Consider the following 26,116-nt stretch of genomic DNA (forward strand, 5'->3'; position numbering starts at 1 on the left):
TCGGTGCATCGTGGGTGAATTCCCGCTTCCGCCACTTCGCTACCGTTTTTGGATTAATCCCATGCCGCTTGGCCAGAACATTCAGACTCTCTTGACTATTTTGTATCGCTCGACGCACCGCCACTGTCGTGCGGGCGCTTCCGTGTAATATCTGTCCCATAAATCATCCCTCCGTAGCTGGTTATATGTTACACCGGCACACCGTGGGACTAAACACTTAGAACCTGTTTATGCTCTTCTGGGTAATAGTATTAAAAGTGCCAGGTGGACAAATTGCAGGCTGGTATTGAGTTTTCGCTCGCCGTTCTTTCATAATCGCCGGTATTTTTCCAGCCATGAAAAAGTTTATTCCACAATCCAGCGCCTGGAAATGACCACAAAAGTGTGCATTTCACTTTTCCTGGTGATCTGCACCGTGATCACCTCACCCAAACATAACCTGACTGCTTCGGTAAATGATTGAGCTGTGTAGCCAGAATCCGTAAGCATGCTCAATACGTAGAACAGTCGGAATGCTTGGCGTTAATGCAGCAATAGTTCCCTTGCAGCCGGTAACCTCTGCGGTTGTCGCAGCAATGGCGTGAGGCAATCCCAAGGTGTCAACAACGATATGTCGTTTGATTTCGGACATTTTCTTGTCTGCATCGTAGCCCTTTTCCTCGGCGGTATCCGTATTTTTTACATTTTTTACACTCTGGGCATCAACAATCACCCGCTTGGGTATGCGTTTGCAGCCAGCCTGAATACGAGCCTCCGATATCTGATTTTTTAATGCACACCCCATCGATGCCATCGACGGCAGGTTTTTTTCATTTGGAGAAATACGTGTAAATTGTCTCCCATTTCGGGTGGTCACCGGGAAGCGCCCGCCATTGACAGTCCGTTTTAAGTATGTACACCACTGTGCAAAATACGGCGAATAGGTCAATAATGCGTGGCTTGGTGACTTTGCGAACTCTTTCCAGAATCAGTTGAATAACAGCAAGTTGTTTTTGCGATAGAGCGCTCAGATAACTTGCCCTCATGTCCCAACATGAACATCAGCTTTACGAGATCATAAACAGATTCTTATAAAATATTGACTTCCTGTTTTAGTCAACTACTCTGTAAACAACCCTTGGAATTTCTTGCGATCAGTCTCATGAGAAAAGTTATTGCGCGAAGTTGGTCAAGGTGTTTATGTGAATTTCCGGGGGTCTTATGCAAATAATATTTTTATTGCTGTTATTAATGGCAAGTTCTTATGGCTACGCGCAAAACTATACACAGAGTTTTGAGCCGTTACCCGTTTCGATTATTGATGAAACAAAAAATGTTGCTTTGATTGCGTTGGGCAAGAAGCTGTATCTTGACCCGCGACTTTCAATTGATGACACTATTTCCTGCAACTCCTGCCACCAACTGGATAATTTTGGTGTTGATAACCAGCCAACCTCACCGGGGCATGATGGTAGACGTGGTGGTAGAAATGCTCCGACCACGTTCAATGCTGCGTTGCAAATTGCTCAGTTCTGGGATGGACGTGCCAGGAATGTTGAAGAGCAAGCTCTTAGCCAGATTTTGAATCCAATTGAAATGGGGATGGCTAATGAGGAAGCTGTAATCAGCAAACTAAAAAAAATCGATGAATATCAAACCATGTTTGCCGAGGCTTTCAAGGATGAAAAAGATCCGATTCAGTATAAAAATATCGGCAAGGCAATTGGCGCTTTTGAACGCACGCTTATCACGCCTTCGCGTTTTGACGATTTTCTCAGGGGTGACGAGAATGCTTTAAATGCTGCCGAGAAACGAGGGTTGAAAAAATTTGTTTATATGAGGTGTTCCAATTGTCATCACGGTATTGCCATAGGTGGCAACTCGTATAAAAAGATTGGCTTGTTTGAACCATATGAAACCAGTGATCTTGGCAGGTACGAAGTTACTGGTCTGGAAGCGGACAAAGGAGTATTCAAGGTACCTGGCCTGAGAAATGTTGCTAAAACCGCTCCTTATTTCCATGATGGTTCTGTTGCCACACTGGATGAAGCTATTAAAAAAATGGCCAGATATCAGCTGGGTCGTGATGTTGACCCAAGTTTTATCAAAGATGTAAAAGCTTTTCTGGGTTCACTTACCAGCAAACAATAATATGGTCTGTACCTGACGGATATTGGGTGTGAATGAGTCAGACTTTGCAGAAAAAAGTTGTCTGTCTTGTAACAGCGGCGGCAGACAACGATTATTAAATGCTGTCTGCCGCCAGTTCTGTAGAAATTTCTGATTACCAGGCGTGTGCCGTGCGGAGATTAATGCCAGTTGTTATTTCCAGATTTTTCCGACTTTGGTGTGATAAAGCCTTCTTTCAACCTGAATCAAGAAATTGAAGGCGGCATCATGTTTTCAGTAATCAGGGAAGGATAGTACATTCAAACCTGACCCCCCGATAAGTCCAGGGGGCTTGAGTTTACCTGATTAAGGAGCAGTTATGACATCGTCCAATATGGCTCTGTCTTGCTTATTCCACTCCACGTCAAGCAAGTTGGAAAAGCGAGCTATGATCTGTACTGCAAGCCCACCCTGGAACAGGGCAGCCCAAGCCAGAATCACGAAGCCCCAGTGCAGCGGTGCGCTGAAAAGTTCTTCCATGAACCAGAAGGCGTGTCCCCACTCGTTCAGGCCAACGTTAGGCAGACTCATCAACGGTCCTGCTACGGTCATGATCAGAGGGAATGACCACCCTTTGTTGTACAGCGGCAACCGGGTGTTGGCGTAAATAATCATTGATACTCCCATGATGATGTATACCGGGAATGAACCATAAAACAGAGGAATATGGCTAGGAGTAAAACTTGTATCCCTGATAATCACCTGGTGCCATGAAGCGTCCTGCTCGGTAAAGAAGCTTGATCCCCAGTAAACTGCAAATATATAGACCCCAAGCCACATGAGGAAATAGAAATACCGCTTTATTTCCTGCTTTGGAGTCAGATTGGCGAGCTGTTCCGCAGTATTGCGGGTTTTATATAACCATCCCCAAGTAAAAAGTGCTATGAGAGGCAGAACAGCCATTTGAACACGCCACAAGCCCATCCAGATCCGGTCAAATTCCGGTTCCATTGAATCCATGCCGTGAGAATAGGCGTATGTGCGCTGGAAATAAACCCACATCACAGCTACAGCTAAGATAGGTAGCAGCCCGAATTTATAGTATTTAGCATCAAACCACTCGGATTTATCATAAGTTGGTTTATCAGCAACCTGCTGTGCAGCTTTGTCTTTTAATATATTTGTAGCCATAATTACTACTCCTTTTCGCGAAAATTGGAGTTTCCGTGGAAGCTCCTGATAAAAGTCAGTTACCAGTCTGGTTTCAGAATGAAATCTGATTTAGGACAATTCCGGGTTGTCAAAAAAACTTCGGTCAATTTAATCAACCTCATACAACACCCGGATTTCAAAGCTTTCATGGCAAGCACCTCCTCTGTTTTAGTATAAAAACTACCTGTTTTCAGGTACTTATAAGAGCATATTTATAGGATAAAGTTCAATAACAAAACGCATGACATAGATCATATAAATTTTTTGTTTATTTTCAATATGTTTACATACGTCACTGTAAGTATAGCCGGTTACGGGATGAGAGGGAAGGGAGGAGAAATTGAAGCCTTGCCTTGCTTTGCTTGGCCGCAGTAGCAGTATCGCGGCTCTAAAGTTTTTTGTGGCGGATGGAGCAGGCAGGCATGATAGAGGTTGTTACTCTGAGCGAATATATATGCTGGTTTTCAATGCTATCTTTTTTTCAGGTAGAACAGATATTCACCAGTAATTTCGGATGAAGACAGTAATTCGTTTCCTGTCTGATCGGCAAACACCTGAAAATCAATCATTGCGCCCGGGTCGGTGGCCATGATTTTGAGCACTTGCCCATGTGCCATTTCAGACAGAAATTTTTTTGTGCGGAGAATGGGTAGTGGACAAACGAGCCCACGCACATCCAACTCCTTGTCAAAGGATTCATTATCCAGATTCATATTGTTAATTATCTTGATCGGTAAATAAGTCAATTTTACCGGTTTGTAATGCTTGAGAATACCCAATCATGTGTTGTTGTTACATCGTTAATGGCTGTACATAACCAGTCAGCTCCATGTAACCTCGCCCGGCCGGTTTGCCATCACGTGTAAGCGTGATAGCACCTTCCCAGTAGACAGCGCGTGTAGAATCGCGCGAATCCAATTCCTGATCATCCATTAAAGGGGTAATCTGCCATTCGATCTTGCCTGTTCTGATACGGGTAGCAACCGGGTAGACAGCCTGCGTACGGGCAGAGCGCCAGGTACGAACCGGGTGAAAACTGACTTGCTCAGGCGTGAAAGATTGCACGCGACCAGAGGCATCACGCAATACAGCATGTGCCCAGATTTTACTGCCATCTTTCCCGCGTATCTGAAAAGCCATCAATGCAGAACCATTATCGAGGTTCGTGCTGACCCAATCCCAGCCTGCTGCATCCGGATCGAGATACTCACTCGACCATTCGCGATCAAGCCAGGCTGTTCCGGTGACAGACATATCCTTTCCCTGGCGATTGATTGTTCCGGTTGCCTGTAAATGCGGCTCGCTGTAGTAATAGCTGGCTTGTGCTGCTTTCGGCCCTTTGCGCGAGAAACCGTTTTCACCCTGCAACATTAAGGGTTGTGAAGGTGTAAATGATAATTTCATGGTGAAATCATCTGCCCTGATATCGGCTTGGTAGTGGCCATCCATTGTGCGCAGAAAGGTCCAGTCATCTAGCTTTACATCGGTATTGCCGGTTCGAGCGTATGCCAGATCGAATCCTGAACGGGCAATTTTTTGGTCGTGCTGTAGTTTGCCGATTGCAGGATCGGATAGCGCTGCATGCGCGATGATCAGTTGGTGGGGAGCAAAATGGCTGGGGTTATCTTTGTCAGTTTGGGTCGTTAAACGGAAGAAGGTAATCTGGAAGCCTAATGGATCACCTGTCGATGTTTCCAGCCAGCCGGTCACATACCACCATTCAATCCGAAAATTGGGGTGAGCGCCATGATCATCCGGGAACTTAAATATTTTACCGGGCACGACGGGAGCCAATACAGGTGGAGCCGAAAGCAGAGAGCTCTGAAAAATCAGCCCGCCTAATAATATCCATAAGTAACGCATTACCAATCCTCCCTAACTGCCCGGATGACATTGCCAGACGCTGCACGGCGGCTGGCCACCAGCGCTGTCAATGTGGCGGCCACCAGTACTGCCAATGCCATCAGTACCAGCCATGCCCAAGGCACGTACAGTTGCATGGTCCAGTGAAAAGATTGCGGGTTGACAATAAAAATAAGAATCAGGCTGATACCTGTGCCTAGCAGAAATCCGGTGATAATACCAAATCCAGCCAATAATCCGCCTTCCAGCGTCAACATACGCTGAATTTGTCGTCTGCTGAGCCCGATATGGCGCAACATACCGAATTCTCTGATCCGGGTCAGCGTCTGTGCTGAAAAACTGGCTGCTACGCCCATTAAACCTACACCAATTGCGACCAGCTCCAGCAGGTAGGTTACTGCAAAGCTGCGGTCAAACTGTTTCAAGGCAACTGCACGCACCCGGCCGGTTTCCATGATTTCCAGCGTATCTCCAAACGGCAGCGCCTTTAGTGCTGACACCGCTGTGTGAATAGTTGCTCCAGGTTTTATCCATAGTGCTGCATCGCTGACATGATCATCTCCGGTCAGCTTGCGGTAATCGGATAATTCCATCTGGATCGCGCCGAAGATACGTCCGTAATCCCGCCACACCCCGGCAACGATGAATAATTGCGAAGGGTCGGCAAAAGGCAGTGTGACCTGCTTGCCGGTTTTAAATCCATACAGATCAACCATTGCTTCCGATACCCAGATCGGTACCGTATCAGGGGGAATCTCCCCGGGTGATAGCGCGTTTTCTGTCAATGGGACTATCAATCCGGGGTCGTTGCGATCAATCGGGCGTGCCAGCAGCGTGATGTTAGGCCTGGTCGGATCCAGAGTAACCGGTATCGAACGGATAAAATCAATGCGTGCAATATCTGGCAGAGAAGTAATAGTCTGCTGTTCATCAGTTGTCAGGCCGCGCATATCCTGGTGAATGATGGGGTGCAGATAAAGATCAGCGGGCAATACTTGTGCAAGCCAGTTATCTACCGATACGCGGAAACTGGTTACCATAATCGCCATAGCCACCATCAAACTGAAGCTGACCAGTACACCACCCAGTGCAATGGCTGCTAGACCGGAAGCATTTGAAAGCCGGGTGACTGCCAGCATATACAAAATGTTTGATTTACTTGGATTGAGTGCGCGTAACAGGGTGGAGAAAAGTAATCCGCATAAATATGGCAATGCAGCCATACTGCCAATCAGCAACAGGACGATGGCCAGGTAGCCAAACACAGGCAGATCATACACTGGTGGCAATCCGGCAAAAATAATACCCGTCAGCAGGCAGACAGCAGCCAGCCGGGGTGCACGTAGTGCTGCCAGTACAGTGTATTCACTGCCAGACTTGAGTGCGGGCGCCGGATGTGTGTGAGCTGCTTCCCATGCAGGCAACAGGCTGCCCAGTACAGTAACGCCGGTTCCCAGTAAAAAATAGAGTAATGCCGCTAGGGGATCGAAATGCAACTGTGGTTCCAGTCCCGGAAAGAAACCGGCACCCAGATCTGCATCAAGATGATGGAGCGCCATCGCCGCCAGCAAATATCCCAGTGCCAGCCCCAGCAGCGATCCCAGTACACCAAGTAATCCGCTCTCCAGCAGAAGTTGGCGCAAAAGTTGACGACGGGTCATGCCCAGCACACGCAATAGAGCAAGCTGTGATCGCCGCCGGATAGTGGAGAGAGCCTGGCCGGAGAAAATTAGAAACGCACCAGTAAACAGGGCCACCAGCGCCAGAATGTCCAGGTTGACGCGGTAAGCGCGTGACATATTGTGCGCGCGTGCATCGTCGTCCTGACTTTCAGTCAATAAATAGGAAGCTCCCAGCTCCTTACCCAGCGTTTCCCGAAATGCAGTGTGATTAACACCCTGCTGCAGTTTCAGCTCAATACGTGAAAGCTGGCCGATTTGGTCAAAGCGCCACTGTGCTGCACCGATATCCATGACGGCAATGCGCTGCCCAGCATGTGCTCGTGCCAGTCCACCGGCCACGCGCAACGTAATCTGCCTTGTTCCCATGCTTACTGTGATCGAATCTCCCTGTGTGACTGCAAGCCATTCCATTGCTGCGGGGGACAGAAAAACAGCATCATCGGCCAACATATCCATAGGTTTATCCTCTGCTGGTACGCCCAGCAGATCAGGTGTGATACCGATCGCACGAAACATATCCAGCCCCAGAATCTTGAGAGCCGGGTTATGCACAGTTTTTGCCTTGGCAGGGATGCCGACAGCGATCTCCAGCACCGGGCTGGCCCGCGCTACGCCCTCATGCTGACTGAGCATGGGATAAAGTGTTTCATCGAACGTGGATCGGAGGGCGCGCACCGTCAGATCGGAGGTTCCGGAAAGACTGCGGGTGGCGGCGGAGAATTCACTGACAGCCGCTGTATTGATCAGATGAATGGTGAATCCCAGCGCTACCCCGAACATAATCGCCAGCACAGCCACGATGGATTGCAGACGGTGTGAGCGCCATTCACCCTGTAACAGCCAGCGAGTGAGTAGTGGCTGGCTCATTCTCGGTTTTCCAGAGAAATCGGAGCCAGGCCATGCCTGTCCAGTATCAGGATTCTGTCTGCTGTTTCAGCCGCCAGGCGCGAATGCGTAACAATAATGGCAGAAGCCTGGTTCGCCTTGATCTCGGAACGAATCAATTGCAGGATTTCCCGGGAAGTATCCTGATCGAGATTACCGGTGGGTTCATCCGCCAGAATCAGGCGCGGGCGGTGTACCAGTGCGCGGGCAATTGCTACCCGTTGCAGTTCCCCTCCCGATAGCTGATGAGGAAAATCCTGCTCCCTTCCCTGCAAGCCTACTGCTGCCAGCATAGTCAGTGCATGATCAAGCGGCAGATGATTGAGTAGCAGCGGCAGCGAGACATTTTGCTGCAGTGTCAGATGAGGCAACACATGAAATGCCTGGAAGATGAATCCCAGATACTTACGCCGCAGGATTGTTGCCGCTTCATCATCCACCGGCAAGTTCTTGCCATCAATTTTGATTTCACCGCCATCGGGGCTATCCAGTCCGGCAATCAGGTTCAATAAAGTCGATTTTCCCACCCCAGAGTCACCCATGATGGCGACATATTCTCCAGCGGCAAGGCTGTAGGATAAACCGGACAATACCTGCCGATCCAAGTAGGATTTACTGATATCACTTAATTCCAGAACGGGTGTATGGCTCATAGTGGATATTGTATAGTTAATAGCATGATTAAAGCATACGGGGATTTTACCGAGATGGACATCCAAATTAAAAGAGCTTATGAATCGGCTGACCCTGCGGATGGTTACCGTATTCTGGTGGATCGACTCTGGCCGCGCGGACTAACCAAAGAGCAGGTGGCGTGTGACTTGTGGTTGAAAGAGATTGCACCTACCACAAATTTACGCAAGTGGTTCAATCATGACCACGCAAAATGGGCAGAATTTGAGCAGCGCTATCGTGACGAATTGTCTGTTAATCCCGGCGTAAAAACGTTGCTGGATAAAGCTGTTGAAGGAAAATTGACACTACTTTACGGGGCACACGACACAGAGTGTAACCAGGCAGTGGTATTAAGGAATTATCTGCTGACACAACAGTGACAATTGCTTATTTAGTGTTCAGTCCCAGATAATTATATAGATAAAATTCGTTATCCGCTGTTCATGGCTGGCTTGCTGTATAAGCAACTTGCCGGGATGTTGAGTCACTTTTTAGTAACACTCTTCATCCTGAATGCCTGAATGCCTGAATGCCTGAATGGAAAGGTTAAGTTTCAGTACTGCGATAAGCTGTCACCTGAATCTCTATTTTCATGCGTGGATCTGATAAAGCTGCGGTTAGCATCATGGCGGATGGCCTGACATCTCCCAAATATTTACGCATCACTGGCCAGCATTTCTCAAAATCTTCTGTATTAGGAAATACATAAGTAACCCGTACCACGTCTTTCATGCTCGATTCTGCTTGATTGAGTGCGCTTTCAATATTTTTGAAACACTGCTCTGCCTGTTCCAGTAAATCATCGGAAATAATCATTTTGCTGTAATCGAAACCTGTTGTACCGGATACCAGTACCCAATTATCTACGACAACCGCACGCGAATAACCAATTTCCTTTTCAAATGTCGAACCTGAGCTAATAAGTTTACGTATCATGACCATGCTATCCTTTTATTAGTTGAAGAGCTTATACACAGTACTATACTGTTATTACTGATTATTAATCGCAGCAGATGTTATTCCTGGTTGGAAAAAGTTGACTGAGAGAGTTAGCGTTTGCTCGGCCCGCATAAACCGGATGTATTACCCGATTTTTAACGCGTCACCAATTATTTGTAAGTGATGGTTCAAGTACGTAATTTGCTCCATATATTTTTCTGCCAATCTTGAGGCTGTTAGCCTTCTGGATTCCGGATTGATATGAATTAGGTGACCGTATTATTGATTAATGGAATTATATTTCTTGTGCCAGAGTAACCCTGCAATAATCCCGAATGCCGCAAATATAAGTAATGACCAATCCGGCAGCGTCAATGATAGAAACTGCCAGGTACCATCATTGCAGTCACCATTGGCTTCAAACATATTCGGCCACCATTGTGCGAGAGGCAATCCATTCAAAAAAGCTTCTTCTGGGCTGATACCGCATTCGAATGCTTCAGGAAAACGTATTAACCAGGCTTGTCGGCCGGCAACAATAGCACCTGCCAGTGAAAATAAAATGATTAATCCATAGTAGATATGTTGTCCCAGTGATTGTGGATTATGTATGAATGTAAATAAAGCAGTGATCCCGATCAGCCAGTAAGCAATGCGCTGGAAGATGCATAATGGGCAGGGTAGCAATCCATCCATCAGTTGCAGATAAAGCGCATAACCAATTAATCCGGCACAGGCCAAGAAAATCAGTAGAAAGATTATTCTCATAACTTTATCTTAAAGTTTATGACTGTTTTTGCTTGATTCATTTGGTGGTTTCTCTCTGCGCATGCTGCCGGCAACCAGTCTGTATTCGAGCAAACGACATTCCAGTGCGCCATTAAAAAGTGGAGTTCGGCGTGAGGGTGTAAGTCGAATAGATTTTGCCAGCAGGGGATCAGCAGTTAGCAGAAAAGCCTGCCAGCCGCTGAATCGTTGTTTCAGTACATTTCCCAATTGGGGATAAAATTCGGCCAATGTCTGGTGATCTCCAACGCGTACGCCGTACGGTGGATTACTGATCAACATGCCGGTTTCAGCTGGAGGAGAAATTTCCAAAACGTTCGCCTGCTTCAGCGCGACGCACTCGGCTAATCCTGCTGTTGCCAGATTGTTACGTGCATTAACCAGCGCATTGCCGTACAGATCACTGCCATAAATGGATTGGAATATACGTTCACGTTGGCGGTTTGCAGCCGTTTGTTTAAGTTTTTTCCAGGAGTTGGCATCAAACAGTTTGAGATTCTCGAATGCAAATTGTCGCCTGGCGCCGGGTGCAATCTGGCAGGCAATTTGTGCTGCTTCCAGTAACAGAGTCCCGCTACCACACATTGGGTCAAGCAGTGGAATGCCAGGATGCCAGCCAGCCAATGCCAGGATGCCGGCAGCCAGGTTTTCACGCAAAGGAGCATCCCCCTGGGTTTGGCGCAGACCGCGTTTGAATAGTGCTTCGCCTGAAGTATCCAGGTAAAGGGTAAATTGCCGTGCATCAAGAAATCCATGAATACGTATATCGGGTGTGGTGGTGTCGATGTCTGGACGCTTGCCACGGATAGTGCGGAATTTGTCGCAGATTGCATCCTTGATTCGGAGTGTAAGGAAATCAAGACTGCGCAGCGGGCATTTAATTGCGGCCAGATTGACCTTTATTGTCAATCGCGGCTCAAACCAGTCGGGCCAGGACAAGCGATGTGTGATGTCGTAAATGTCGGCTTCACTGCGATACTGATTTCTGGCCACTTGCCACAAAATGCGGCTGGCGATGCGACTTTCAAGATTGGCACGGTAACAGGTTAGCCAACTTCCACGAAAAGCTACTCCTCCGGGTAAAATCTCAATAGAGGTCGCTTCAAGACATTCAAGTTCTGCCGCTAGAACCGCTTCCAGCCCGCGTGGACAGGGCGCGAAGAAATGTTCTGTCATTTTATTTTCTGCTATTTTGCAATCTTGTAGTGGTTGGTAGTAGAAGTCCGGAATGTGATTTCACCCCCGTTTGTTTCTCCAGACAGCATAGGCAAACAGAAGCCAGGCACTCATGTAAGACATTCCACCCAGTGGAGCGGTCATGCCCAATCCTTTCCACCCGGTGAGGCTGATAACATACAATGTGCCGGAGAACAACAAAATCCCCGCCATCATTAGAATGCCGGAAAATTTTAATGCGCGCGCTTGCGGGAATCGATCTAGCGCCAGTCCAACCAGTATCAGCCCGATTGCATGGTAGAAGTGATATTGTACGCCGATCTGAAAATTGGCAAGCATGTCGGGTGTCAGTATAGATTTGAGGCCATGTGCTCCCATGGCCCCCAGTGCCACACACAGAAATGCATTCAATGCCCCCAACGCAAGAAAGATTCTGGACATTATTGGTTAAACTCCTGGTTAAAGTGAAGCGTGATAAGAATGAGGATAAGAAAACTGATCTGAGTCATTTGTTTGTTTCAGTGATATTTGCCTTGGCCGATCCCTTGGCAAAGACTATCTGTACGTTATCGCCAGTGTGAATCTGCTGACTGTCTTGCAGAATTTCACCCCCGGCAGTATAGGTGATACTGTAACCACGTTCCAGCACTGCTTTCGGGTCGAGATGAGCGAGATGCTGTTGCTGTCGGATAAGTTGAACCTGCAAGCTTTCCAGTCGGTACACCATCGCTCGTTGCAGCCGCGCAGCCAGTTCTTGCTGATATCTTTTCCCCGTATTGATATCGGGTTTGGTGAATTGTATACGTCGCCTGAATGCTTCGATTCGCCATTTGCAAACTTCCAGTTGTCTGCTCCATGCATGTAGTAAACGGTTGTGTAATTGCGACAAATGGATTAACTGGTAGCGGATTCTCTCTCCAGGGTGAACCAGACGGTGAGCAAGCAAATCGGTCGTTTGCATGCGACGTTCAATATTTCGTTCTATCGCCTGCTGCAATCGATGCTGCCAGTACTGCAGGCGATGCAGAATATCTTGTCTGTCCGGGGCTGCTAACTGAGCGGCACCGGTAGGTGTCGGTGCGCGCATATCTGCTACAAAATCAGCAATGGTGAAGTCGGTTTCATGGCCGATACCGGTTACAATTGGAATTGGGCAGGCAGCAATCGCTCGCGCAACGATTTCTTCATTGAACGCCCATAAATCTTCTATTGAACCTCCTCCACGACACAGGATCAGTACATCGCATTCACTTCGCTGTGTGGCGATTTGTAGCGCAGTCACAATTGCTGAGGCAGCTTCTTTACCTTGTACCGGTGCGGGGTAAATAACGACAGGTAGCGAGGGTAAACGCCGTTGCAGTGTCGTGAGTACATCTCTCAGCGCAGCAGTATTGGTTGAAGTAATGATTCCGATTTGTTGAGGGTAAGGAGGAATCAGTTGCTTGTATTCGGGATTGAACAGCCCTTCTTGTTGAAGTCTGGTTTTGAGCCGCTCAAACGTTTCAAACAAAACACCTAGTCCAGCGCGGCGAAGCCGCTCAATTGTCAGTTGAAACTCTCCACGTGCTTCATAGAGCGTAATCAGTGCCTGGGCTTCCACTTGAGCACCATCCTGCGGCATCCAATCCAGGTACATATTTTTATGGCGGAACATAACACATCGTACCTGAGCATTGTCATCCTTGAGCGAAAAATACCAGTGTCCCGATGGATAACGTTTCAGATTGGAAATTTCTCCACTTACCCATAACAATGGAAAAGTCTGTTCGAGTATTACACGCACATGCCGGTTTAATTCACTGACCCGCCACACTATTTTCTTTGGCTCAGGAAAAAGGTTGTTATCAGTCATGCCGGTTTATAATCATCCACAATGACATTTGGTTATTACATTATGAATAGAAAAGTTTGTACGATAACAATGGTTTAAAATAAACATTTGTTTTTAAAAATTTTATTCGGCCTAAAAATTAGGCAGTTCAAAAAATTCCATGTCTGCAATGGTACTTATCCAACTTGTCCATGATTTATTCACACAGTTATCCACAGGAATTGTGTATAACCTTTCAGTAAAAATTGCTGGTTGAGCAAAGCATACTGGTGTTGCAAAATATAATGCGGTGATTTCACTATAACTAAGGGGATTAATTCGTGTTTTCAATTATTCAGGCAGCAGGATGGCCGATATGGCCGATAATACTGGCTTCTGTCATAGCGGTGGGTATTATCGGTGAACGTTTGTGGAGTCTGCGTCTGTCAAAAGTTTCCCCGAGAGATCTATTGCCGAGAGTGTTGCAGGAATATCGTCGCTCTGGTGTACATGCTGATACGCTCACTCATTTACAGTCACATTCTCCACTCGGACAGGTGCTGGTAGCAGGATTGAAAAACATCGATAGTCCGCGAGAAATCATGAAGGATTCGATCGAAGAGGCCGGGCGAGTAGCGGCCCATGAGCTGGAGCGCTACCTTACTACACTAGGAACAATTGCTTCCCTAAGTCCGTTAATGGGGCTGTTCGGTACATTGATCGGTATGATCGAGATTTTTGGATCAGGCACACCATCTGGTAGTAATCCAGTACAACTGGCCCATGGAATTTCAGTCGCTCTGTATAATTCCGCGTTTGGCATTTTAGTTGCGATTCCGAGCATTATTTTTTATCGTCATTTTCGAGCCAAAGTGGATGAACTGGTCCTGGAAATGGAATTGCAGGCCTTAAAACTGGTTGAGATAGTGCTTGGCGAAAGACGCGTCTAGAAGTCTGCAGGCTGTGCGCCACGGAATTATAAATAACTGTCCCTGGTTTTTTCACCTGGTTCACTCGGTTACTCAAACCTGACGAGCTCCTGGTTACTATCGCATCCCGAATAATTATATAGATAAAACCAGTTATCCTCTTTTCAGGAAAGCACCTTGAATTCTTACGAGAAAAATAACAGCACTATAATTAGGGACAGAAAGAGCTTTATAGCTGAAATTAAGCCGAGTTACTTGCGATATATTTTTCTGTGCGTTGTGTTTTTCTGCGTAAGTTGCGGCTCGGTGCCAAGAGAAGAAAACCAGGCGGGTGTGTATGATCCGTATGAGTCACTGAACCGTAAATCCTACCGCTTTACCGATGAGCTTGATCGCAGATTGATTGAGCCAGCTGCCAATGTATATATCGAATATGTACCGGAAGCAATACAGCACCCTGTCAGTAATTTTTACCGGAATCTTTCCTACCCAAGTGTAGTTTTGAACAGTTTTTTACAAGGGAAAATACGCCAGGGGGTTTCAGATACGATGCGTTTTGTCATCAATTCCACTATCGGTGTTGGAGGACTTTCCGATATGGCCGGACACATGGGATTTGAGGAGCATAATGAAGATTTTGGGCAGACATTGGCAGTGTGGGGAATGGGTAGTGGACCCTATCTCTTCATTCCCGCTTATGGCCCAAGTAATTCCCGGGATATGGTCGATCTGCCGGTTAGTGTGTTTACGGACGGGCTGTTTTATCTAGCTTATGCGCTGGGCGGTCCGGTGGCTATACCTTTGGCCATTTTGCGTATCGTTGACAAGAGAGCCAGTCTCTCAGGGCCTATGAAAATACGCGACGAATCGGCTCTGGATCCTTATTTGTTTGTTCGTGAAGGTTATATGCAGCAACGTGAATATCAGATATACGATGGGAATCCCCCCGCCAGTCATTATGATGATCTGTTAATTGACGACCCTGATCTGATGATTGAATCCACAAAAACAAATCCCCCGCCTTGATTAGGGGTGTCATAATTCTGTCATATTATTTTCTCAAGAAATACAATTCTATAATATAAGTGATTGGACTATCTCCTGGAAGATCGCTGTACAATCATTTCATGCAGATTTATCAAACGAGGGCTTTGCATTTTATGTCTATTTCACAGGCGTTTTTCAGAACCTTGATACAAAAATCTTCTCTGTCGGATAGCTCGCTGGTTTCAGAAAACTTTCCGGCGGATGATGTGGCTGGGAATGAGGCAAACGAGATTTCTGCGGTTACACTGGATGAAGCTATCACCCGCGCATACACAGCTTTACTGGCACAGCAGCGAGAAGATGGCCACTGGTGCTTTCCACTGGAAGCAGATTGCACAATTCCGGCTGAATATATCCTGATGATGCATTTCATGGATGAAGTGGACACTGTACTGGAGCGCAAAATTGCAAATTTCTTGCGTACCCGGCAGGTAACCGATGGGCATGGTGGCTGGCCACTATACTATGGTGGTGATTTTGATATGAGTTGCAGTGTCAAGACCTATTACGCTTTGAAGCTGGCTGGAGACTCGCCGGAAGCAGCGCATATGGTTCATGCCCGTAACGCCATACTGGAACGGGGGGGTGCGGCGCGCTCGAATGTATTTACCCGTTTGTTGCTTGCTATGTATCGGCAGATTCCATGGCGTGGAGTACCATTTGTTCCAGCTGAGATCATGCTGTTGCCGCGCTGGTTTCCTTTTCACCTGAGCAAAGTGGCGTACTGGTCGCGTACAGTGATGGTGCCGCTTTCTATTCTATGTACGCTGAAAGCCAAGGCAATCAATCCTCGCAATGTGCATGTACAAGAACTATTTGTTGTTGATCCGGTGAAGGAAAAAAACTACTTCCCGGTACGTACTTCTCTTAATCGCTTGTTGCTGTATGTGGAGCGGTTGGCTTCAAAGCTGGAACCATTTATTCCGTCATTCATCCGTCGCCGGGCTGTGAAAAAGGCTGAACAATGGGTAATCGAACGTCTTAATGGTAACGATGGTCTGGGGGCAATTTTTCCGGCGATGGTTAATGCCTATGAGGCATTAACATTGCTGGGTCACGACCGTGATCACCCGCTACTTCAGCAATGTCGCCAATCTTTACGTGAGCTGCTGGTGGATGAAGGAGAAGAGATTACCTGGTGTCAGCCTTGTGTATCTCCCGTGTGGGATACTGTGCTGGCCACCTTGGCGCTGCAGGAGGATAAACAGGCTGATAGCGAGCCGATTCGTCGTGCACTTGACTGGATTGTGCCTCTACAGATACTCGATGAACCCGGTGACTGGCGCGATAGCCGGCCTAATCTGTTAGGAGGAGGCTGGGCGTTCCAGTACGCTAATCCGCATTATCCGGATCTGGATGATACAGCTGCTGTAGCGTGGGCATTAATTCAGACTGGAGCGGAAGATTACCGTGTCAGCATTACCCGGGCAGCAGACTGGCTAGCGGGTATGCAATCGAGTAATGGAGGCTTTGCTGCATTTGATATAGACAATGCGTATTACTACCTGAATGAAATTCCATTCGCAGATCATGGCGCATTGCTGGACCCGCCCACAAGCGATGTATCAGCACGTTGTGTAGGCCTGCTTGCCTTGAATGGCGAGGTGAGACATCAGGAAGCCGTGAAGCGCGGTCTGGATTTTTTGTTCAATGAACAGGAATCATCCGGGGCATGGTTTGGACGCTGGGGCAGTAACTACATTTATGGCACCTGGTCCGTACTGGAAGCATTTAGGCTGGCGCGTGTGGATAAAGGCCATCAGGCAGTGCAGCGTGCTATTCAATGGCTGGAATCGGTGCAGCGCGCCGACGGCGGATGGGGAGAAACCAATGATTCATATCTTGATCCACAATTGGCTGGACAACTGGAAGCCAGTACTTCCTTCCAGACCGCATGGGCTGTGCTCGGACTGATGGCTGCTGGAGAGGTGGAAAATACAGCAGTGAGAAAAGGAATTGATTATTTGCTGCGTACCCAGATTGCTACCGGGTTATGGGAAGAACCATGGTTCACCGCACCCGGTTTCCCAAGGGTTTTCTACCTGAAATATCACGGTTACTCCAAATATTTTCCATTGTGGGCACTGAATCGATATCGTACACTAAGTAGCAAATCTGCCGTATGAATAGTCGTGTTGGCATCATTGTTGCCTTGCGAGCAGAAGCCAGATGTATCACACAGCGCCGTTTGACTTTTGATCGAGCAGTAGCACTGGATGAAAATCTGACGATCAGAATATGTGGTATGGGTGGCGCAGCTGCTCGCCGCGCAGCAGCCGATTTATGTAATCAGGCGGGAGTTGCCGGACTGATCAGTTTTGGTGTGGCAGGTGCACTGGATGATGGCCTGCAACCTGGCCATCTGGTTTTACCGGAATCGGTGCTGGCGGACAAGAATTATCCAACAGATGGCATGTGGCGTACTAGCGTCCAGCATTGCCTGCCGGATCACATTAATGTGACCTGTGATCCATTGGCAACCGGCGATGAAGTGCTGACCACGGAAGCTGCCAAACGTATGTTTGCATTGCAAAGCGGCGGGTGTGCAGTTGATATGGAAAGTGGTGCTATCGCTGCGGTTGCAGCGGAAAAAGGGATTTCATTTTTGGTGATACGGGCTATTTCAGATCCGGTACAGTTTTCTCCGCCTGCTGCACTGATGGATGCGCTGCAGCCGGACGGCAGCGTCAAGCCAATTCCTTTGCTGACCTTATTGCTAAAGCGCTCACTCAACCTGAATGAATTGTTGCATCTTGTACCCGGTATGCAGGCAGCCTGCAGGACCTTGAAACAGGTTGCCCAGTCTGCCCGGCATGAACTGGGTCGGCAAGGGCAAGCTACCAGCAATAAGCAGCGCTTCAACTAAAGCAGATGCCGTAAATCTCCCCGCATGAAGCCGCAAGAGGTCGTATCAATGTTGATAGCCTTATTTAGAATCATGACTTTGAACAATTCTCCCATTTCAGCCGGGCTGATCAGGCATTGTGCCTGGCTGACTAGCGGCAGGTAAATCCCTGGTTGGTCTGCTGGTGTGTGCGCCAGTAAATCAGTAATTCCACAGTTAATCAGGAAATGTGCCTGCGTGGTATAGCCAGCTAACTGTAATCCGGAATCCAGTGCGATCCGGGAAATGGCGCTGAAATCGACATGGCTGGTAATATCCTGTAACCCCGGCAGAAAAAGCGGGTCATCATGAGCATGATGCCGATAATGGCACATTAGCGTGCCCTGATGACGTTGCGGGTGGTAGTACTCACTTTGACCAAATCCATAATCAACCAACAAAATAGCCCCTTGCTGCAATATGCTTGCAAGGGAGTGGATAAAATGCCGGTTGGCAAGGCTGATTTCACTGATATAAGGATGGGGGAAGGAAGGCTGATCAGATGGAGGAAGTTGTCGGGCAACATTGAGTAGTTCGCCTTCTGTCAGAGGTTGATCTTGCCATGCCAACTCGTAATCCTTCCAGATCACGCCCCGCTCTGCAATGTTGCCATTTTTCCAGACAACTAGGTGGACAGGCATGGCATCAAGCACTTCGTTAGCGAATATCAACCCCTTGAACTGATCGGGCAGAGCGGTAAGCCACTGTACCCGCGCAGCCAGATGTGGAATTCTCTGCTTGATGATTGCTTGCTGTCGTTGCTGCAAGTCTGCACTGAGATCAAGGATGTTGTAGTATTCCGGTAGACTTTCCAGTGCCTCAAGCGCAAGCAGAAGATCTACAGCCAATTTCCCTGAGCCTGCACCAAATTCCAGGATTGAACCATGATTTACTGATCTTAGTACTTGTGCGACTTGTCGCGCTAGTGTTTGTCCAAATAACGGAGAAATTTCAGGCGATGTGACAAAATCACCTGCTGCTCCAAATTTAGCTGCACCGCCACTGTAATATCCCGCTTCAGGCGTATACAAAACAATATCCATGTAATCCGCAAATGAAATCCAGCCACCGGAAAGGGAGATCCGATCACGAAGTATGGTTTTCAGAATGTCGCTGTATTTTTGTTCGGAAGAATTCGGCAGGGGTAGAGTCACGGTGTTTTCAGCAGTAAAAAAGTTTATAGTAGATTGTAGTGCTGAAGTGTAGCGTAAACAGAAGGAGTGTTCGTGAAAGATAAAATAATTCTGGTGACGGGAGGGGCGCGGCGGGTGGGGGCTGCTATCTGTAGACGATTACATCGCGAGGGTGCCAAGCTTGTAGTTCATTATCGCAATTCATCAGCTGACGCACAACGGTTGAAACAGGAGCTTGAACAGGAGCGCCCGGATTCGGTTGCATTACTGCAGGGTGATTTACTGGATATCGACGGAATTCCAACATTGATTGATCGGACTGTTTCACAATTTGGCGGGTTGGATACTCTGGTTAACAATGCCTCCAGCTTCTTTCCAACTCCTGTTGGGGAATGTACTGAACAGGACTGGGATGATTTGATTGGCAGTAATCTGAAAGCTCCACTTTTTTTATCCCAGGCAGCGGCCCCCCATTTAAAAAAAAATCAGGGGAATATCGTCAATATTGTTGATATTCATGCTGACCAACCCCTCAAACGTTATGTTATTTACAATACTGCCAAAGGTGGGCTGGCAGCATTAACTCGTTCACTGGCCATGGAGCTTGCACCGCAAATCCGTGTCAACGGTATTTCACCCGGGCCAATTCTATGGCCGGAAGCGGGTGAATGGCAGGATGAGGTAACACGCGCACATATTATTGATAGAACGCTACTTAAACGCATGGGGGAGCCGGATGATATCGCACGAACTGTCAGTTTTCTGATTGAAAATGCTCCTTTTATTACCGGGCAAATTATTGCCGTCGATGGCGGACGCAGCATTAACCTTTGATATCGTGCTAACTTTATATATTAGCCTCTCATTCGTGCTCGCCGGGATGCTGGATAGTTTGTGAAATGATCCGGTCGCAATATGCTATTGCGAGCGCGGAGAGCAGAAATGCAAGGTGGATAGCAGTCTGCGCAATCAATGTTTTTTCATCATAAGCAGTAGCGTTGATAAATGTCTTTAGCAGGTGAATCGATGAAATGCCGATAATAGCAGTTGCCAGTTTGACCTTTAATACTGAAGCGTTGACGTGTGACAACCATTCCGGCTGATCCGGATGACCTTCAAGATTCATGCGTGAAACAAAGGTTTCATATCCGCCGATAATCACCATGATGAGTAAATTCGAAATCATTACCACATCAATCAAGCCGAGTACTACCAGCATAATGGCTGTTTCGGTCAGATCCTTCTCGGTTCTTTCTACTCCTTTGACTGCCACCATATCAAGGACATGCTGTAAAGCATTCTGGTTAGAAAATACAGCGCCAATCAGATCTGATAGCTCAATCCAAAAGTGATATACATAGACACACTGTGCCAGTACCAGCCCCAAATATAAAGGTAGCTGTAACCAGCGGGACAGAAATAGGAAGTAAGCGATAGAGGATATTCGTTTTGAAGGAGGGGGGGTATCATGATCCTGTTGCATGGTGATCTATTTCCTGAAAAGCGCAAAAGATTACCATGACAACAGGAAAATGCGAAGATTGTTATTTTAAAGTTATCAAAGTAAAAAAACTGCGACGTTAAGTATATTCATCACCGTAGTTCTGGAATTGCTGTTGCCTACCAGAGGGCACAGTAGCTCGGGCTTATTACTTTCGCTTGTCGCGCTCTATCAGTGCGTATGCAGAGTGATTATGTATGGATTCAAAGTTTTCTGATTCAACAACATAGGCATCTATCCGGTCATCATGATTAAGTATTTCGGCGACATCACGGACGATATCTTCGACAAATTTCGGATTGTTATAGGCCTTTTCTGTGACATATTTTTCATCCGGCCGTTTCAGCAGACCGAACAGTTCGCATGAGGCCTGTTCTTCCGCAATTCTGATAACGTCCTCAATCCAGACGAAGCTGTTAGTGTGTACAGAAATGGTGACGTGTGAACGCTGGTTATGCGCACCGTAATCGGATATTTTCTTGGAGCAGGGGCACAGGCTGGTAACAGGAACGATCACCTTCATGGTAAACCCATATTGATCGCCATGTTTAATTTCGCCGATAAAGGTTACCTCATAATCCAGCAAGCTTTTTACACCTGAGATAGGGGCTGATTTATTGACGAAGTAGGGAAAAGTCATTTCAATATGGCCGGAATCTGATTCCAGCCTGCTGACCATGGAGCGCAAAATTTCTTCAAATGATTCAACCGAAATTTCACGTTCGTGGCTATTTAGTATCTCCACAAAACGGGACATATGCGTCCCTTTGAAATTATGTGGCAGATTGACGTACATATTAAATTGCGCCACGGTATGCTGGGAACCACCATCCTTATCGGCGACCAGAACCGGGTGACGAATCGCTTTGATTCCGACTCTGTCAATTGCGATATGTCTGGTATCCGGTGAGCCCTGCACATCAGCGATAGGTTGATCAGTATGTTTTTTCATAAAAAATTCCTTCCTGTCCAGATTATCTGGCTGTGAAGCTGTATAAAAATATTGGAGCAACCGGTAAGGAATAGAGCTCGCCAACTTTGCTGCTGATTTGTTACATATGCGAACGCTATAGAGAAAGTCTTTCTTTTACTGATTTAATAATCCCGGTTTTATCCAATCCGCAGTCAGATAACATTTGAGCAGGATCACCCTGATCAAGGAAGTTGTCTGACAAACCTAATTGCAGTAATCTGATATTCACGCCCTGACTGGCTAGGCATTCCAGTACAGCACTGCCTGCCCCTCCCATAATTGTATTTTCTTCAACAGTCACCAGTAATTCGTGTTCGGCCGCAAGTGTCATAACCAGTTCCTGATCCAGTGGCTTTACAAAACGCATATTGACGACCGTGGCATCCAATTCATCTCCAGCTTCAAGACAGGGGGACAGCATACTACCAAACGCAAGTAATGCAATGCGTGTGCCCTGGCGGCGAATCTCACCCTTACCCAGTGGAACAATCTGCATTTCCTGCTTTATTTGCACGCCGGGTCCTGTACCACGCGGATACCGGACGGCAGTAGGGGTATCGAGCTGGAAAGCAGTATAGAGCATTTGACGACACTCATTCTCATCAGCAGGCATCATCACTGTGATATTGGGAATACAACGCAGATAACTCAAATCAAAACTTCCGGCATGTGTCGGACCGTCTGCACCGACAAGCCCGGCTCGGTCAATAGCGAAAACAACGGGTAAATTCTGAATAGCCACATCATGAATCAGCTGATCATAGGCACGCTGCAGAAAAGTTGAGTAAATCGCCACAACTGGTTTCAATCCTTCACAGGCTGCACCGGCAGCGAATGTCACGGCATGTTGTTCAGCAATTCCTACATCAAAATAGCGATCCGGGTATTCTTTTGAAAAACGGATAAGTCCAGAGCCTTCTCTCATAGCGGGCGTTATGCCGATTAGCCGCGAATCTTTGGCCGCCATATCACATAACCAGTCACCAAATATTTGGGTATAAGCTGGCCTGGTAGATGGTTTCGGTATAACTCCCTTCCCCGGTTCGAATTTTCCAACCCCGTGATACAAAACAGGATCTTCTTCTGCCGGTTTGTAGCCTTTGCCCTTGCGCGTCACAATGTGCAGGAATTGCGGCCCATCAAGCTGCTTGATGTTATTTAGCGTAGTAAGCAGGATATCCAGATCGTGGCCATCAATTGGGCCAATATAGTTGAAACCGAATTCCTCAAATAACGTGCCCGGAGTTACCATACCTTTAACATGTTCCTCGGCACGTTTCGCCAGCTCCAATACCGGAGGAACTACGCCCAGCATTCTTTCTCCTGCACGTCTTGCAGTGGCATAAAAACGGCCTGACATCAGTTTGGCCAGATAGTGATTGAGTGCTCCCACAGGGGGGGAAATAGACATGTCATTGTCATTCAGGATAACCAGCAAGTCCGCATCCATTACACCGGCATTGTTCAGCGCCTCAAAAGCCATTCCCGCACTCATTGCGCCATCACCAATAATTGCAATTGCGTGCTGTTTTATTTTATTGATTCGTGCTGCGACAGCCATACCTAGTGCGGCACTAATAGATGTACTGGAATGTGCTGTGCCGAAAGCGTCATATTCACTCTCATCTCTTCTGGGGAATCCTGCAATACCTCCCTGCATGCGCAGATGAGCCATTCCCGTTCGTCGACCTGTAAGTATTTTATGTGCATAGGTTTGATGTCCGACATCCCATACCAGTCGATCAAAGGGTGTATCAAATATATAGTGCAGCGCAATGGTCAGTTCGATCGTCCCGAGATTGGAAGACAAATGTCCACCGGTCTTCGCTACCGATTCGATCAGAAAGCTTCGCAGTTCATCTGCTAATTGTGGCAATTGGCTGCGTTTCAGGTTACGTAATTGTGCGGGTATCTCAATGCGATCGAGTAATGGATACATGCGAATTGTAGCTAAGAGTGGGTAACGTAAAGATTGGTAAAGATTGGATTGGTAGCGTAAAACTAAAACTCACGCTGTACAATGAAATCAGTGATTTGCTGCAAACGCAGGGCTTCAGGACCAAATTTGTCCAGCACCCCGCTGGCTTCCCGCTGAAGCTCGTGCGCCAGTTCTCGGGCTTGTTTGATACCCAGTATACTAACATAGGTAGGTTTGTTGTTTTCTGCATCCTTCCCTGCGGTTTTGCCTAGCGCAGCAGTGGAGGCTTCTGCATCGAGAATATCATCTACTACCTGAAATGCCAGACCGATACACTTGGCAAAATGGTCCAACTGTTTAAATTGATCTTCATTCAGTCTGCTACCGCAACGGGCTCCAAGTATTACTGCAGCCCGGATCAGTGCACCAGTTTTGTGAATGTGCATGAATTCGAGTTCCGGAAGGCTGAGTGTTTTGCCAACACTATCCAAGTCAATTGCCTGTCCTCCAGCCATACCTCGGGATCCGGCAGCGAATGCAAGATGCCGAATCATTTCCAGCTGTGTACGTGGATCTTCAGTTAAAGCAGATTCAGCTAATAACTGAAAAGCCAGACTTTGCAGGCTATCTCCCACCAGCAAGGCGGTAGGTTCGCCATATCTGATATGGCAGGTTGGTTTGCCGCGCCGGAGTATGTCATTATCCATACAGGGAAGATCATCATGCACCAGGGAGTAGGCATGGATCAATTCCACTGCCGCGCTGGCAGCAATGACTTGTGTTTTATCAGCTCCACTAAGTTCCCCGGCGGCAAAGGATAGTAGTGGCCGTACTCGCTTACCCCCATTTAGTACCGCGTAACGCATTGCTTCATGCAAGCGTGCAGGGGCACAATTCGTGGCAGGAAGATTCTGCTCCAAGAAAGATTCAATTAAAGCAAGGCGCTCAGTTGTCCACAGCTGGAAATCAGGGTGCATCGTGCTCGGTAGTAGAAAAATTTTTCAATATGTCTGCTTCAAGTATTTTTATCTGTTGCTGCGAGTCTTTCAGCATATTCTGGCAGTATTGTAACAATTCCACTCCGCGTTTGTACGCAGAAAGCGCATCTTCCAAAGACATTTGCCCGGCTTCCATATTTGCCACAATCTGTTCCAGTTCAGTAGTAGCTGTTTCGAAATTTTCCGGGGGGGAAAGTAATGCTGATTCCTCTTTGCTTAGTGATTTTTTTTTCATTCGGATAGAAGGTTTTTCTGGGGTACAAACATTGACTCTCGACATATAAAAAGGTCAATTCAATGAAATAACCGGATTTAGCACCGTTTTTTAACAAATCTTTTTAATCCGGCAAATGGTATTATTAATCCCATAACTGACTACGAGAAAAGTTGACCAGAACGACATAAAAGTCTAACATACCGCGCTTGTAGTGATTGCTTCATATTCCCCGATAGCTCAGTCGGTAGAGCGACGGACTGTTAATCCGCAGGTCCCTGGTTCGAGCCCAGGTCGGGGAGCCAAAAGAATCAATAACTTGCATTTGTTTTGCTCTTCCGTCAATTTCCGCAATTCCTGATAATTTCCGCAATTTTCTATTTTGTGGGAGTTATTTCGTCACCTTTCCTGTCTCTGATATATGTCTCTGTCATGGTAATATTTGCATGTCCGAGTTGCTTCTGAGCCTGCCTTATATCTCCTGAAGATTCCGCCTTGTCGGTCCCGGCTTTTGCCCGCAGATCCCGGAATTGGAATTCCTCTTTTTTGATTCCCGCCAGTTCTCTTGCCTTGTCAAAGTGTGAGCGCAGCGTGGTGTAAGAGAGTTTTTGCCCAGTCTCATCAACGATGAGATACAGTGACCTGATCGTGTGTTTTACCTTCCTGCTCTTGATTCGATCGATAAGAGCGGCCAGCTCGCCTTCCAGCTTGATGCGCAGCTTCTTTCCAGTTTTTTGCTGTTTGACGTTTATCCTGCCATCTGTCAGGTCAGATTCGCGCAGTGCTAGTATATCTGCCGGGCGTTGTCCTGTGAGGTAGGCCATGTCCATAGCATCGCGCAGCGGGTGGCTTGCTACCTTATAGACAGCCATATAAATTTCATCTTCGATGTAGACATCTTTCCGTCCTTTTTCCCGGTTGCCTTTTATCCCGGCGCACGGATTTGGCAGGCTGGTGTAACCCCATTCTCTGGCTTTGTTCCAGATGTGGCTGAAAAGTGCCTTCTCACGGTTTGCTCTGGTTTTTGCCTGTCTTTGATCAAGATACTGTCTAATATGGATTGGCTCAATTTCTTCCAATGGGGCAGGCGGGTCATCAAAGAATCTATATAACCACTCTATTTCCGACAGATTATCCTTCTGGGTGCGTGGCGCTTTAGTGGCCATGATTTCGCGCATATATCTTTCCGCCACATACCGGAATGTGATGATCTGGTTATGTTTTGGCTTTGCATCAATCTCCAGCTCCGCCCATTTCTTGACGGCTATGGCGTAGTCAGTCCCAAGGGAAATTTCTTTCCGTGGCTTGCCACCTGTGTCGTAGTAGTAATAGATCTTTTTCCCACGCTGCCTTGCCCGCATGCGAGCAGGAAGGTTTTTGTGGATGTATGGTGGCCTGCCCAT

At 47.3% G+C, this 26,116-nt stretch carries 24 protein-coding genes, 1 tRNA gene and 2 pseudogenes; 8 read left to right on the forward strand and 19 right to left on the reverse strand.

The annotated features are described in order from the left end of the window. A pseudogene (locus tag C8R14_RS03705) lies at positions 1–160 on the reverse strand (IS481 family transposase); the annotation flags it as partial. Positions 161–228: 68 nt separating this feature from the next. Continuing rightward, positions 229–1,025: pseudogene (locus C8R14_RS03710) on the reverse strand (IS5 family transposase). Between the two features lie 175 nt (positions 1,026–1,200). Between C8R14_RS03710 and C8R14_RS03715 the strand changes: the two are divergent. Then, positions 1,201–2,130, forward strand: a complete 930-nt coding sequence (locus tag C8R14_RS03715; RefSeq protein WP_011634572.1) for a cytochrome-c peroxidase — start codon at positions 1,201–1,203, stop codon at positions 2,128–2,130. A 324-nt stretch (positions 2,131–2,454) separates the two neighbouring features. Here C8R14_RS03715 and C8R14_RS03720 read toward each other — a convergent pair whose 3' ends face one another. The 5 genes from C8R14_RS03720 to C8R14_RS03740 all read right to left on the reverse strand — a co-directional run bounded on the left by C8R14_RS03720 (position 2,455) and on the right by C8R14_RS03740 (position 8,383). Continuing rightward, positions 2,455–3,279 (reverse strand): methane monooxygenase/ammonia monooxygenase subunit C, encoded by an 825-nt coding sequence (locus C8R14_RS03720; RefSeq protein ID WP_011634571.1) that lies wholly within the window; start codon positions 3,277–3,279, stop codon positions 2,455–2,457. A gap of 491 nt (positions 3,280–3,770) precedes the next feature. Next, the gene (locus C8R14_RS03725) at positions 3,771–4,013 is read right to left on the reverse strand and encodes a sulfurtransferase TusA family protein (RefSeq protein WP_011634570.1); all 243 of its coding nucleotides are present in this window, start codon (positions 4,011–4,013) and stop codon (positions 3,771–3,773) included. A gap of 79 nt (positions 4,014–4,092) precedes the next feature. After that, a complete protein-coding gene (locus C8R14_RS03730) occupies positions 4,093–5,163 on the reverse strand; it encodes a lipocalin-like domain-containing protein (RefSeq protein WP_011634569.1) in 1,071 nt (356 codons plus the stop codon). Further along, positions 5,163–7,712, reverse strand: a complete 2,550-nt coding sequence (locus C8R14_RS03735) for an ABC transporter permease (RefSeq protein WP_011634568.1) — start codon at positions 7,710–7,712, stop codon at positions 5,163–5,165. The genes C8R14_RS03730 and C8R14_RS03735 overlap by 1 nt, the downstream gene beginning before the upstream one ends. After that, entirely contained in the window at positions 7,709–8,383 is a 675-nt protein-coding gene (locus C8R14_RS03740) for an ABC transporter ATP-binding protein (RefSeq protein ID WP_011634567.1), read from the reverse strand. Before C8R14_RS03740 ends, C8R14_RS03735 begins: the two co-directional genes overlap by 4 nt. Before the next feature lie 24 nt (positions 8,384–8,407). On the opposite strand from C8R14_RS03740, the gene C8R14_RS03745 reads away from it, so the two are divergent. Next, entirely contained in the window at positions 8,408–8,785 is a 378-nt protein-coding gene (locus C8R14_RS03745; RefSeq protein WP_369668785.1) for a DUF488 domain-containing protein, read from the forward strand. A gap of 166 nt (positions 8,786–8,951) precedes the next feature. On the opposite strand, the gene C8R14_RS03750 is transcribed toward C8R14_RS03745, so the two are convergent. The 5 genes from C8R14_RS03750 to xseA form a co-directional block, all read right to left on the reverse strand. Continuing rightward, the gene (locus C8R14_RS03750) at positions 8,952–9,341 is read right to left on the reverse strand and encodes a RidA family protein (protein WP_041353513.1); all 390 of its coding nucleotides are present in this window, start codon (positions 9,339–9,341) and stop codon (positions 8,952–8,954) included. 282 nt (positions 9,342–9,623) lie between these two features. After that, entirely contained in the window at positions 9,624–10,112 is a 489-nt protein-coding gene (locus tag C8R14_RS03755) for a disulfide bond formation protein B (RefSeq protein ID WP_011634564.1), read from the reverse strand. A gap of 9 nt (positions 10,113–10,121) precedes the next feature. Continuing rightward, a complete protein-coding gene (locus tag C8R14_RS03760; RefSeq protein WP_011634563.1) occupies positions 10,122–11,306 on the reverse strand; it encodes a THUMP domain-containing class I SAM-dependent RNA methyltransferase in 1,185 nt (394 codons plus the stop codon). 60 nt (positions 11,307–11,366) lie between these two features. Beyond that, positions 11,367–11,747: a DUF423 domain-containing protein gene (locus tag C8R14_RS03765; protein WP_011634562.1), complete on the reverse strand. Its 381-nt coding sequence runs from the start codon at positions 11,745–11,747 to the stop codon at positions 11,367–11,369. 64 nt (positions 11,748–11,811) lie between these two features. Continuing rightward, entirely contained in the window at positions 11,812–13,158 is a 1,347-nt protein-coding gene (gene xseA, locus C8R14_RS03770) for an exodeoxyribonuclease VII large subunit (RefSeq protein WP_011634561.1), read from the reverse strand. A gap of 299 nt (positions 13,159–13,457) precedes the next feature. On the opposite strand from xseA, the gene C8R14_RS03775 reads away from it, so the two are divergent. The 4 genes from C8R14_RS03775 to C8R14_RS03790 all read left to right on the forward strand — a co-directional run bounded on the left by C8R14_RS03775 (position 13,458) and on the right by C8R14_RS03790 (position 17,958). Further along, positions 13,458–14,066, forward strand: a complete 609-nt coding sequence (locus C8R14_RS03775; RefSeq protein ID WP_011634560.1) for a MotA/TolQ/ExbB proton channel family protein — start codon at positions 13,458–13,460, stop codon at positions 14,064–14,066. Between the two features lie 285 nt (positions 14,067–14,351). Beyond that, positions 14,352–15,071 carry an MlaA family lipoprotein gene (locus C8R14_RS03780; protein ID WP_242500154.1) on the forward strand — a complete coding sequence of 240 codons (720 nt, stop codon included), beginning with the start codon at positions 14,352–14,354 and terminating at the stop codon, positions 15,069–15,071. Positions 15,072–15,205: 134 nt separating this feature from the next. Then, positions 15,206–17,218: a squalene--hopene cyclase gene (shc, locus tag C8R14_RS03785; RefSeq protein WP_011634558.1), complete on the forward strand. Its 2,013-nt coding sequence runs from the start codon at positions 15,206–15,208 to the stop codon at positions 17,216–17,218. Then, a complete protein-coding gene (locus tag C8R14_RS03790; RefSeq protein ID WP_011634557.1) occupies positions 17,215–17,958 on the forward strand; it encodes a phosphorylase family protein in 744 nt (247 codons plus the stop codon). The genes shc and C8R14_RS03790 overlap by 4 nt, the downstream gene beginning before the upstream one ends. On the opposite strand, the gene C8R14_RS03795 is transcribed toward C8R14_RS03790, so the two are convergent. After that, complete coding sequence (locus C8R14_RS03795; RefSeq protein ID WP_011634556.1) at positions 17,955–19,130, reverse strand: class I SAM-dependent methyltransferase; 1,176 nt, start codon at positions 19,128–19,130, stop codon at positions 17,955–17,957. The two genes, C8R14_RS03790 and C8R14_RS03795, sit on opposite strands and share 4 nt — an antisense overlap. 72 nt (positions 19,131–19,202) lie before the next feature. On the opposite strand from C8R14_RS03795, the gene C8R14_RS03800 reads away from it, so the two are divergent. Further along, positions 19,203–19,943: a pteridine reductase gene (locus C8R14_RS03800; RefSeq protein ID WP_011634555.1), complete on the forward strand. Its 741-nt coding sequence runs from the start codon at positions 19,203–19,205 to the stop codon at positions 19,941–19,943. A gap of 28 nt (positions 19,944–19,971) precedes the next feature. On the opposite strand, the gene C8R14_RS03805 is transcribed toward C8R14_RS03800, so the two are convergent. From C8R14_RS03805 to C8R14_RS03825, 5 genes are all read right to left on the reverse strand, one after another. Continuing rightward, positions 19,972–20,592, reverse strand: a complete 621-nt coding sequence (locus tag C8R14_RS03805; protein WP_011634554.1) for a YqhA family protein — start codon at positions 20,590–20,592, stop codon at positions 19,972–19,974. A gap of 166 nt (positions 20,593–20,758) precedes the next feature. Then, positions 20,759–21,562 carry a GTP cyclohydrolase FolE2 gene (gene folE2 / locus C8R14_RS03810; protein ID WP_011634553.1) on the reverse strand — a complete coding sequence of 268 codons (804 nt, stop codon included), beginning with the start codon at positions 21,560–21,562 and terminating at the stop codon, positions 20,759–20,761. Positions 21,563–21,677: 115 nt separating this feature from the next. Next, the gene (gene dxs / locus C8R14_RS03815; RefSeq protein WP_011634552.1) at positions 21,678–23,522 is read right to left on the reverse strand and encodes a 1-deoxy-D-xylulose-5-phosphate synthase; all 1,845 of its coding nucleotides are present in this window, start codon (positions 23,520–23,522) and stop codon (positions 21,678–21,680) included. Between the two features lie 62 nt (positions 23,523–23,584). Further along, positions 23,585–24,478 (reverse strand): polyprenyl synthetase family protein, encoded by an 894-nt coding sequence (locus C8R14_RS03820; protein ID WP_011634551.1) that lies wholly within the window; start codon positions 24,476–24,478, stop codon positions 23,585–23,587. Then, positions 24,468–24,734, reverse strand: a complete 267-nt coding sequence (locus tag C8R14_RS03825) for an exodeoxyribonuclease VII small subunit (protein ID WP_041353511.1) — start codon at positions 24,732–24,734, stop codon at positions 24,468–24,470. The genes C8R14_RS03820 and C8R14_RS03825 overlap by 11 nt, the downstream gene beginning before the upstream one ends. Positions 24,735–24,942: 208 nt before the next feature. Between C8R14_RS03825 and C8R14_RS03830 the strand changes: the two genes are divergently transcribed. Beyond that, positions 24,943–25,018, forward strand: a tRNA-Asn gene (locus C8R14_RS03830). Positions 25,019–25,090: 72 nt separating this feature from the next. On the opposite strand, the gene C8R14_RS03835 is transcribed toward C8R14_RS03830, so the two are convergent. After that, on the reverse strand, positions 25,091–26,116 hold the full coding sequence (locus C8R14_RS03835) for a tyrosine-type recombinase/integrase (protein ID WP_011634549.1): 1,026 nt from the start codon (positions 26,114–26,116) through the stop codon (positions 25,091–25,093).

The sequence above is a fragment of the Nitrosomonas eutropha genome (genome assembly GCF_003201195.1).
GTDB classification, from domain to species: domain Bacteria; phylum Pseudomonadota; class Gammaproteobacteria; order Burkholderiales; family Nitrosomonadaceae; genus Nitrosomonas; species Nitrosomonas eutropha.

Excerpts from the sequence above, each read along its gene's own strand:
- C8R14_RS03715 (WP_011634572.1), top strand. The coding sequence starts at position 1,201 with ATGCAAATAATATTTTTATTGCTGTTATTAATGGCAAGTTCTTATGGC.
- C8R14_RS03745 (WP_369668785.1), top strand. The coding sequence starts at position 8,408 with ATGATTAAAGCATACGGGGATTTTACCGAGATGGACATCCAAATTAAA.
- C8R14_RS03755 (WP_011634564.1), bottom strand. The coding sequence starts at position 10,112 with ATGAGAATAATCTTTCTACTGATTTTCTTGGCCTGTGCCGGATTAATT.
- C8R14_RS03740 (WP_011634567.1), bottom strand. The coding sequence starts at position 8,383 with ATGAGCCATACACCCGTTCTGGAATTAAGTGATATCAGTAAATCCTAC.
- C8R14_RS03765 (WP_011634562.1), bottom strand. The coding sequence starts at position 11,747 with ATGTCCAGAATCTTTCTTGCGTTGGGGGCATTGAATGCATTTCTGTGT.
- C8R14_RS03805 (WP_011634554.1), bottom strand. The coding sequence starts at position 20,592 with ATGCAACAGGATCATGATACCCCCCCTCCTTCAAAACGAATATCCTCT.
- C8R14_RS03730 (WP_011634569.1), bottom strand. The coding sequence starts at position 5,163 with ATGCGTTACTTATGGATATTATTAGGCGGGCTGATTTTTCAGAGCTCT.
- folE2 (WP_011634553.1), bottom strand. The coding sequence starts at position 21,562 with ATGAAAAAACATACTGATCAACCTATCGCTGATGTGCAGGGCTCACCG.
- C8R14_RS03735 (WP_011634568.1), bottom strand. The coding sequence starts at position 7,712 with ATGAGCCAGCCACTACTCACTCGCTGGCTGTTACAGGGTGAATGGCGC.
- C8R14_RS03825 (WP_041353511.1), bottom strand. The coding sequence starts at position 24,734 with ATGAAAAAAAAATCACTAAGCAAAGAGGAATCAGCATTACTTTCCCCC.
- C8R14_RS03725 (WP_011634570.1), bottom strand. The coding sequence starts at position 4,013 with ATGAATCTGGATAATGAATCCTTTGACAAGGAGTTGGATGTGCGTGGG.
- C8R14_RS03750 (WP_041353513.1), bottom strand. The coding sequence starts at position 9,341 with ATGATACGTAAACTTATTAGCTCAGGTTCGACATTTGAAAAGGAAATT.
- C8R14_RS03820 (WP_011634551.1), bottom strand. The coding sequence starts at position 24,478 with ATGCACCCTGATTTCCAGCTGTGGACAACTGAGCGCCTTGCTTTAATT.
- C8R14_RS03790 (WP_011634557.1), top strand. The coding sequence starts at position 17,215 with ATGAATAGTCGTGTTGGCATCATTGTTGCCTTGCGAGCAGAAGCCAGA.
- dxs (WP_011634552.1), bottom strand. The coding sequence starts at position 23,522 with ATGTATCCATTACTCGATCGCATTGAGATACCCGCACAATTACGTAAC.
- C8R14_RS03720 (WP_011634571.1), bottom strand. The coding sequence starts at position 3,279 with ATGGCTACAAATATATTAAAAGACAAAGCTGCACAGCAGGTTGCTGAT.
- xseA (WP_011634561.1), bottom strand. The coding sequence starts at position 13,158 with ATGACTGATAACAACCTTTTTCCTGAGCCAAAGAAAATAGTGTGGCGG.
- C8R14_RS03835 (WP_011634549.1), bottom strand. The coding sequence starts at position 26,116 with ATGGGCAGGCCACCATACATCCACAAAAACCTTCCTGCTCGCATGCGG.
- shc (WP_011634558.1), top strand. The coding sequence starts at position 15,206 with ATGTCTATTTCACAGGCGTTTTTCAGAACCTTGATACAAAAATCTTCT.
- C8R14_RS03760 (WP_011634563.1), bottom strand. The coding sequence starts at position 11,306 with ATGACAGAACATTTCTTCGCGCCCTGTCCACGCGGGCTGGAAGCGGTT.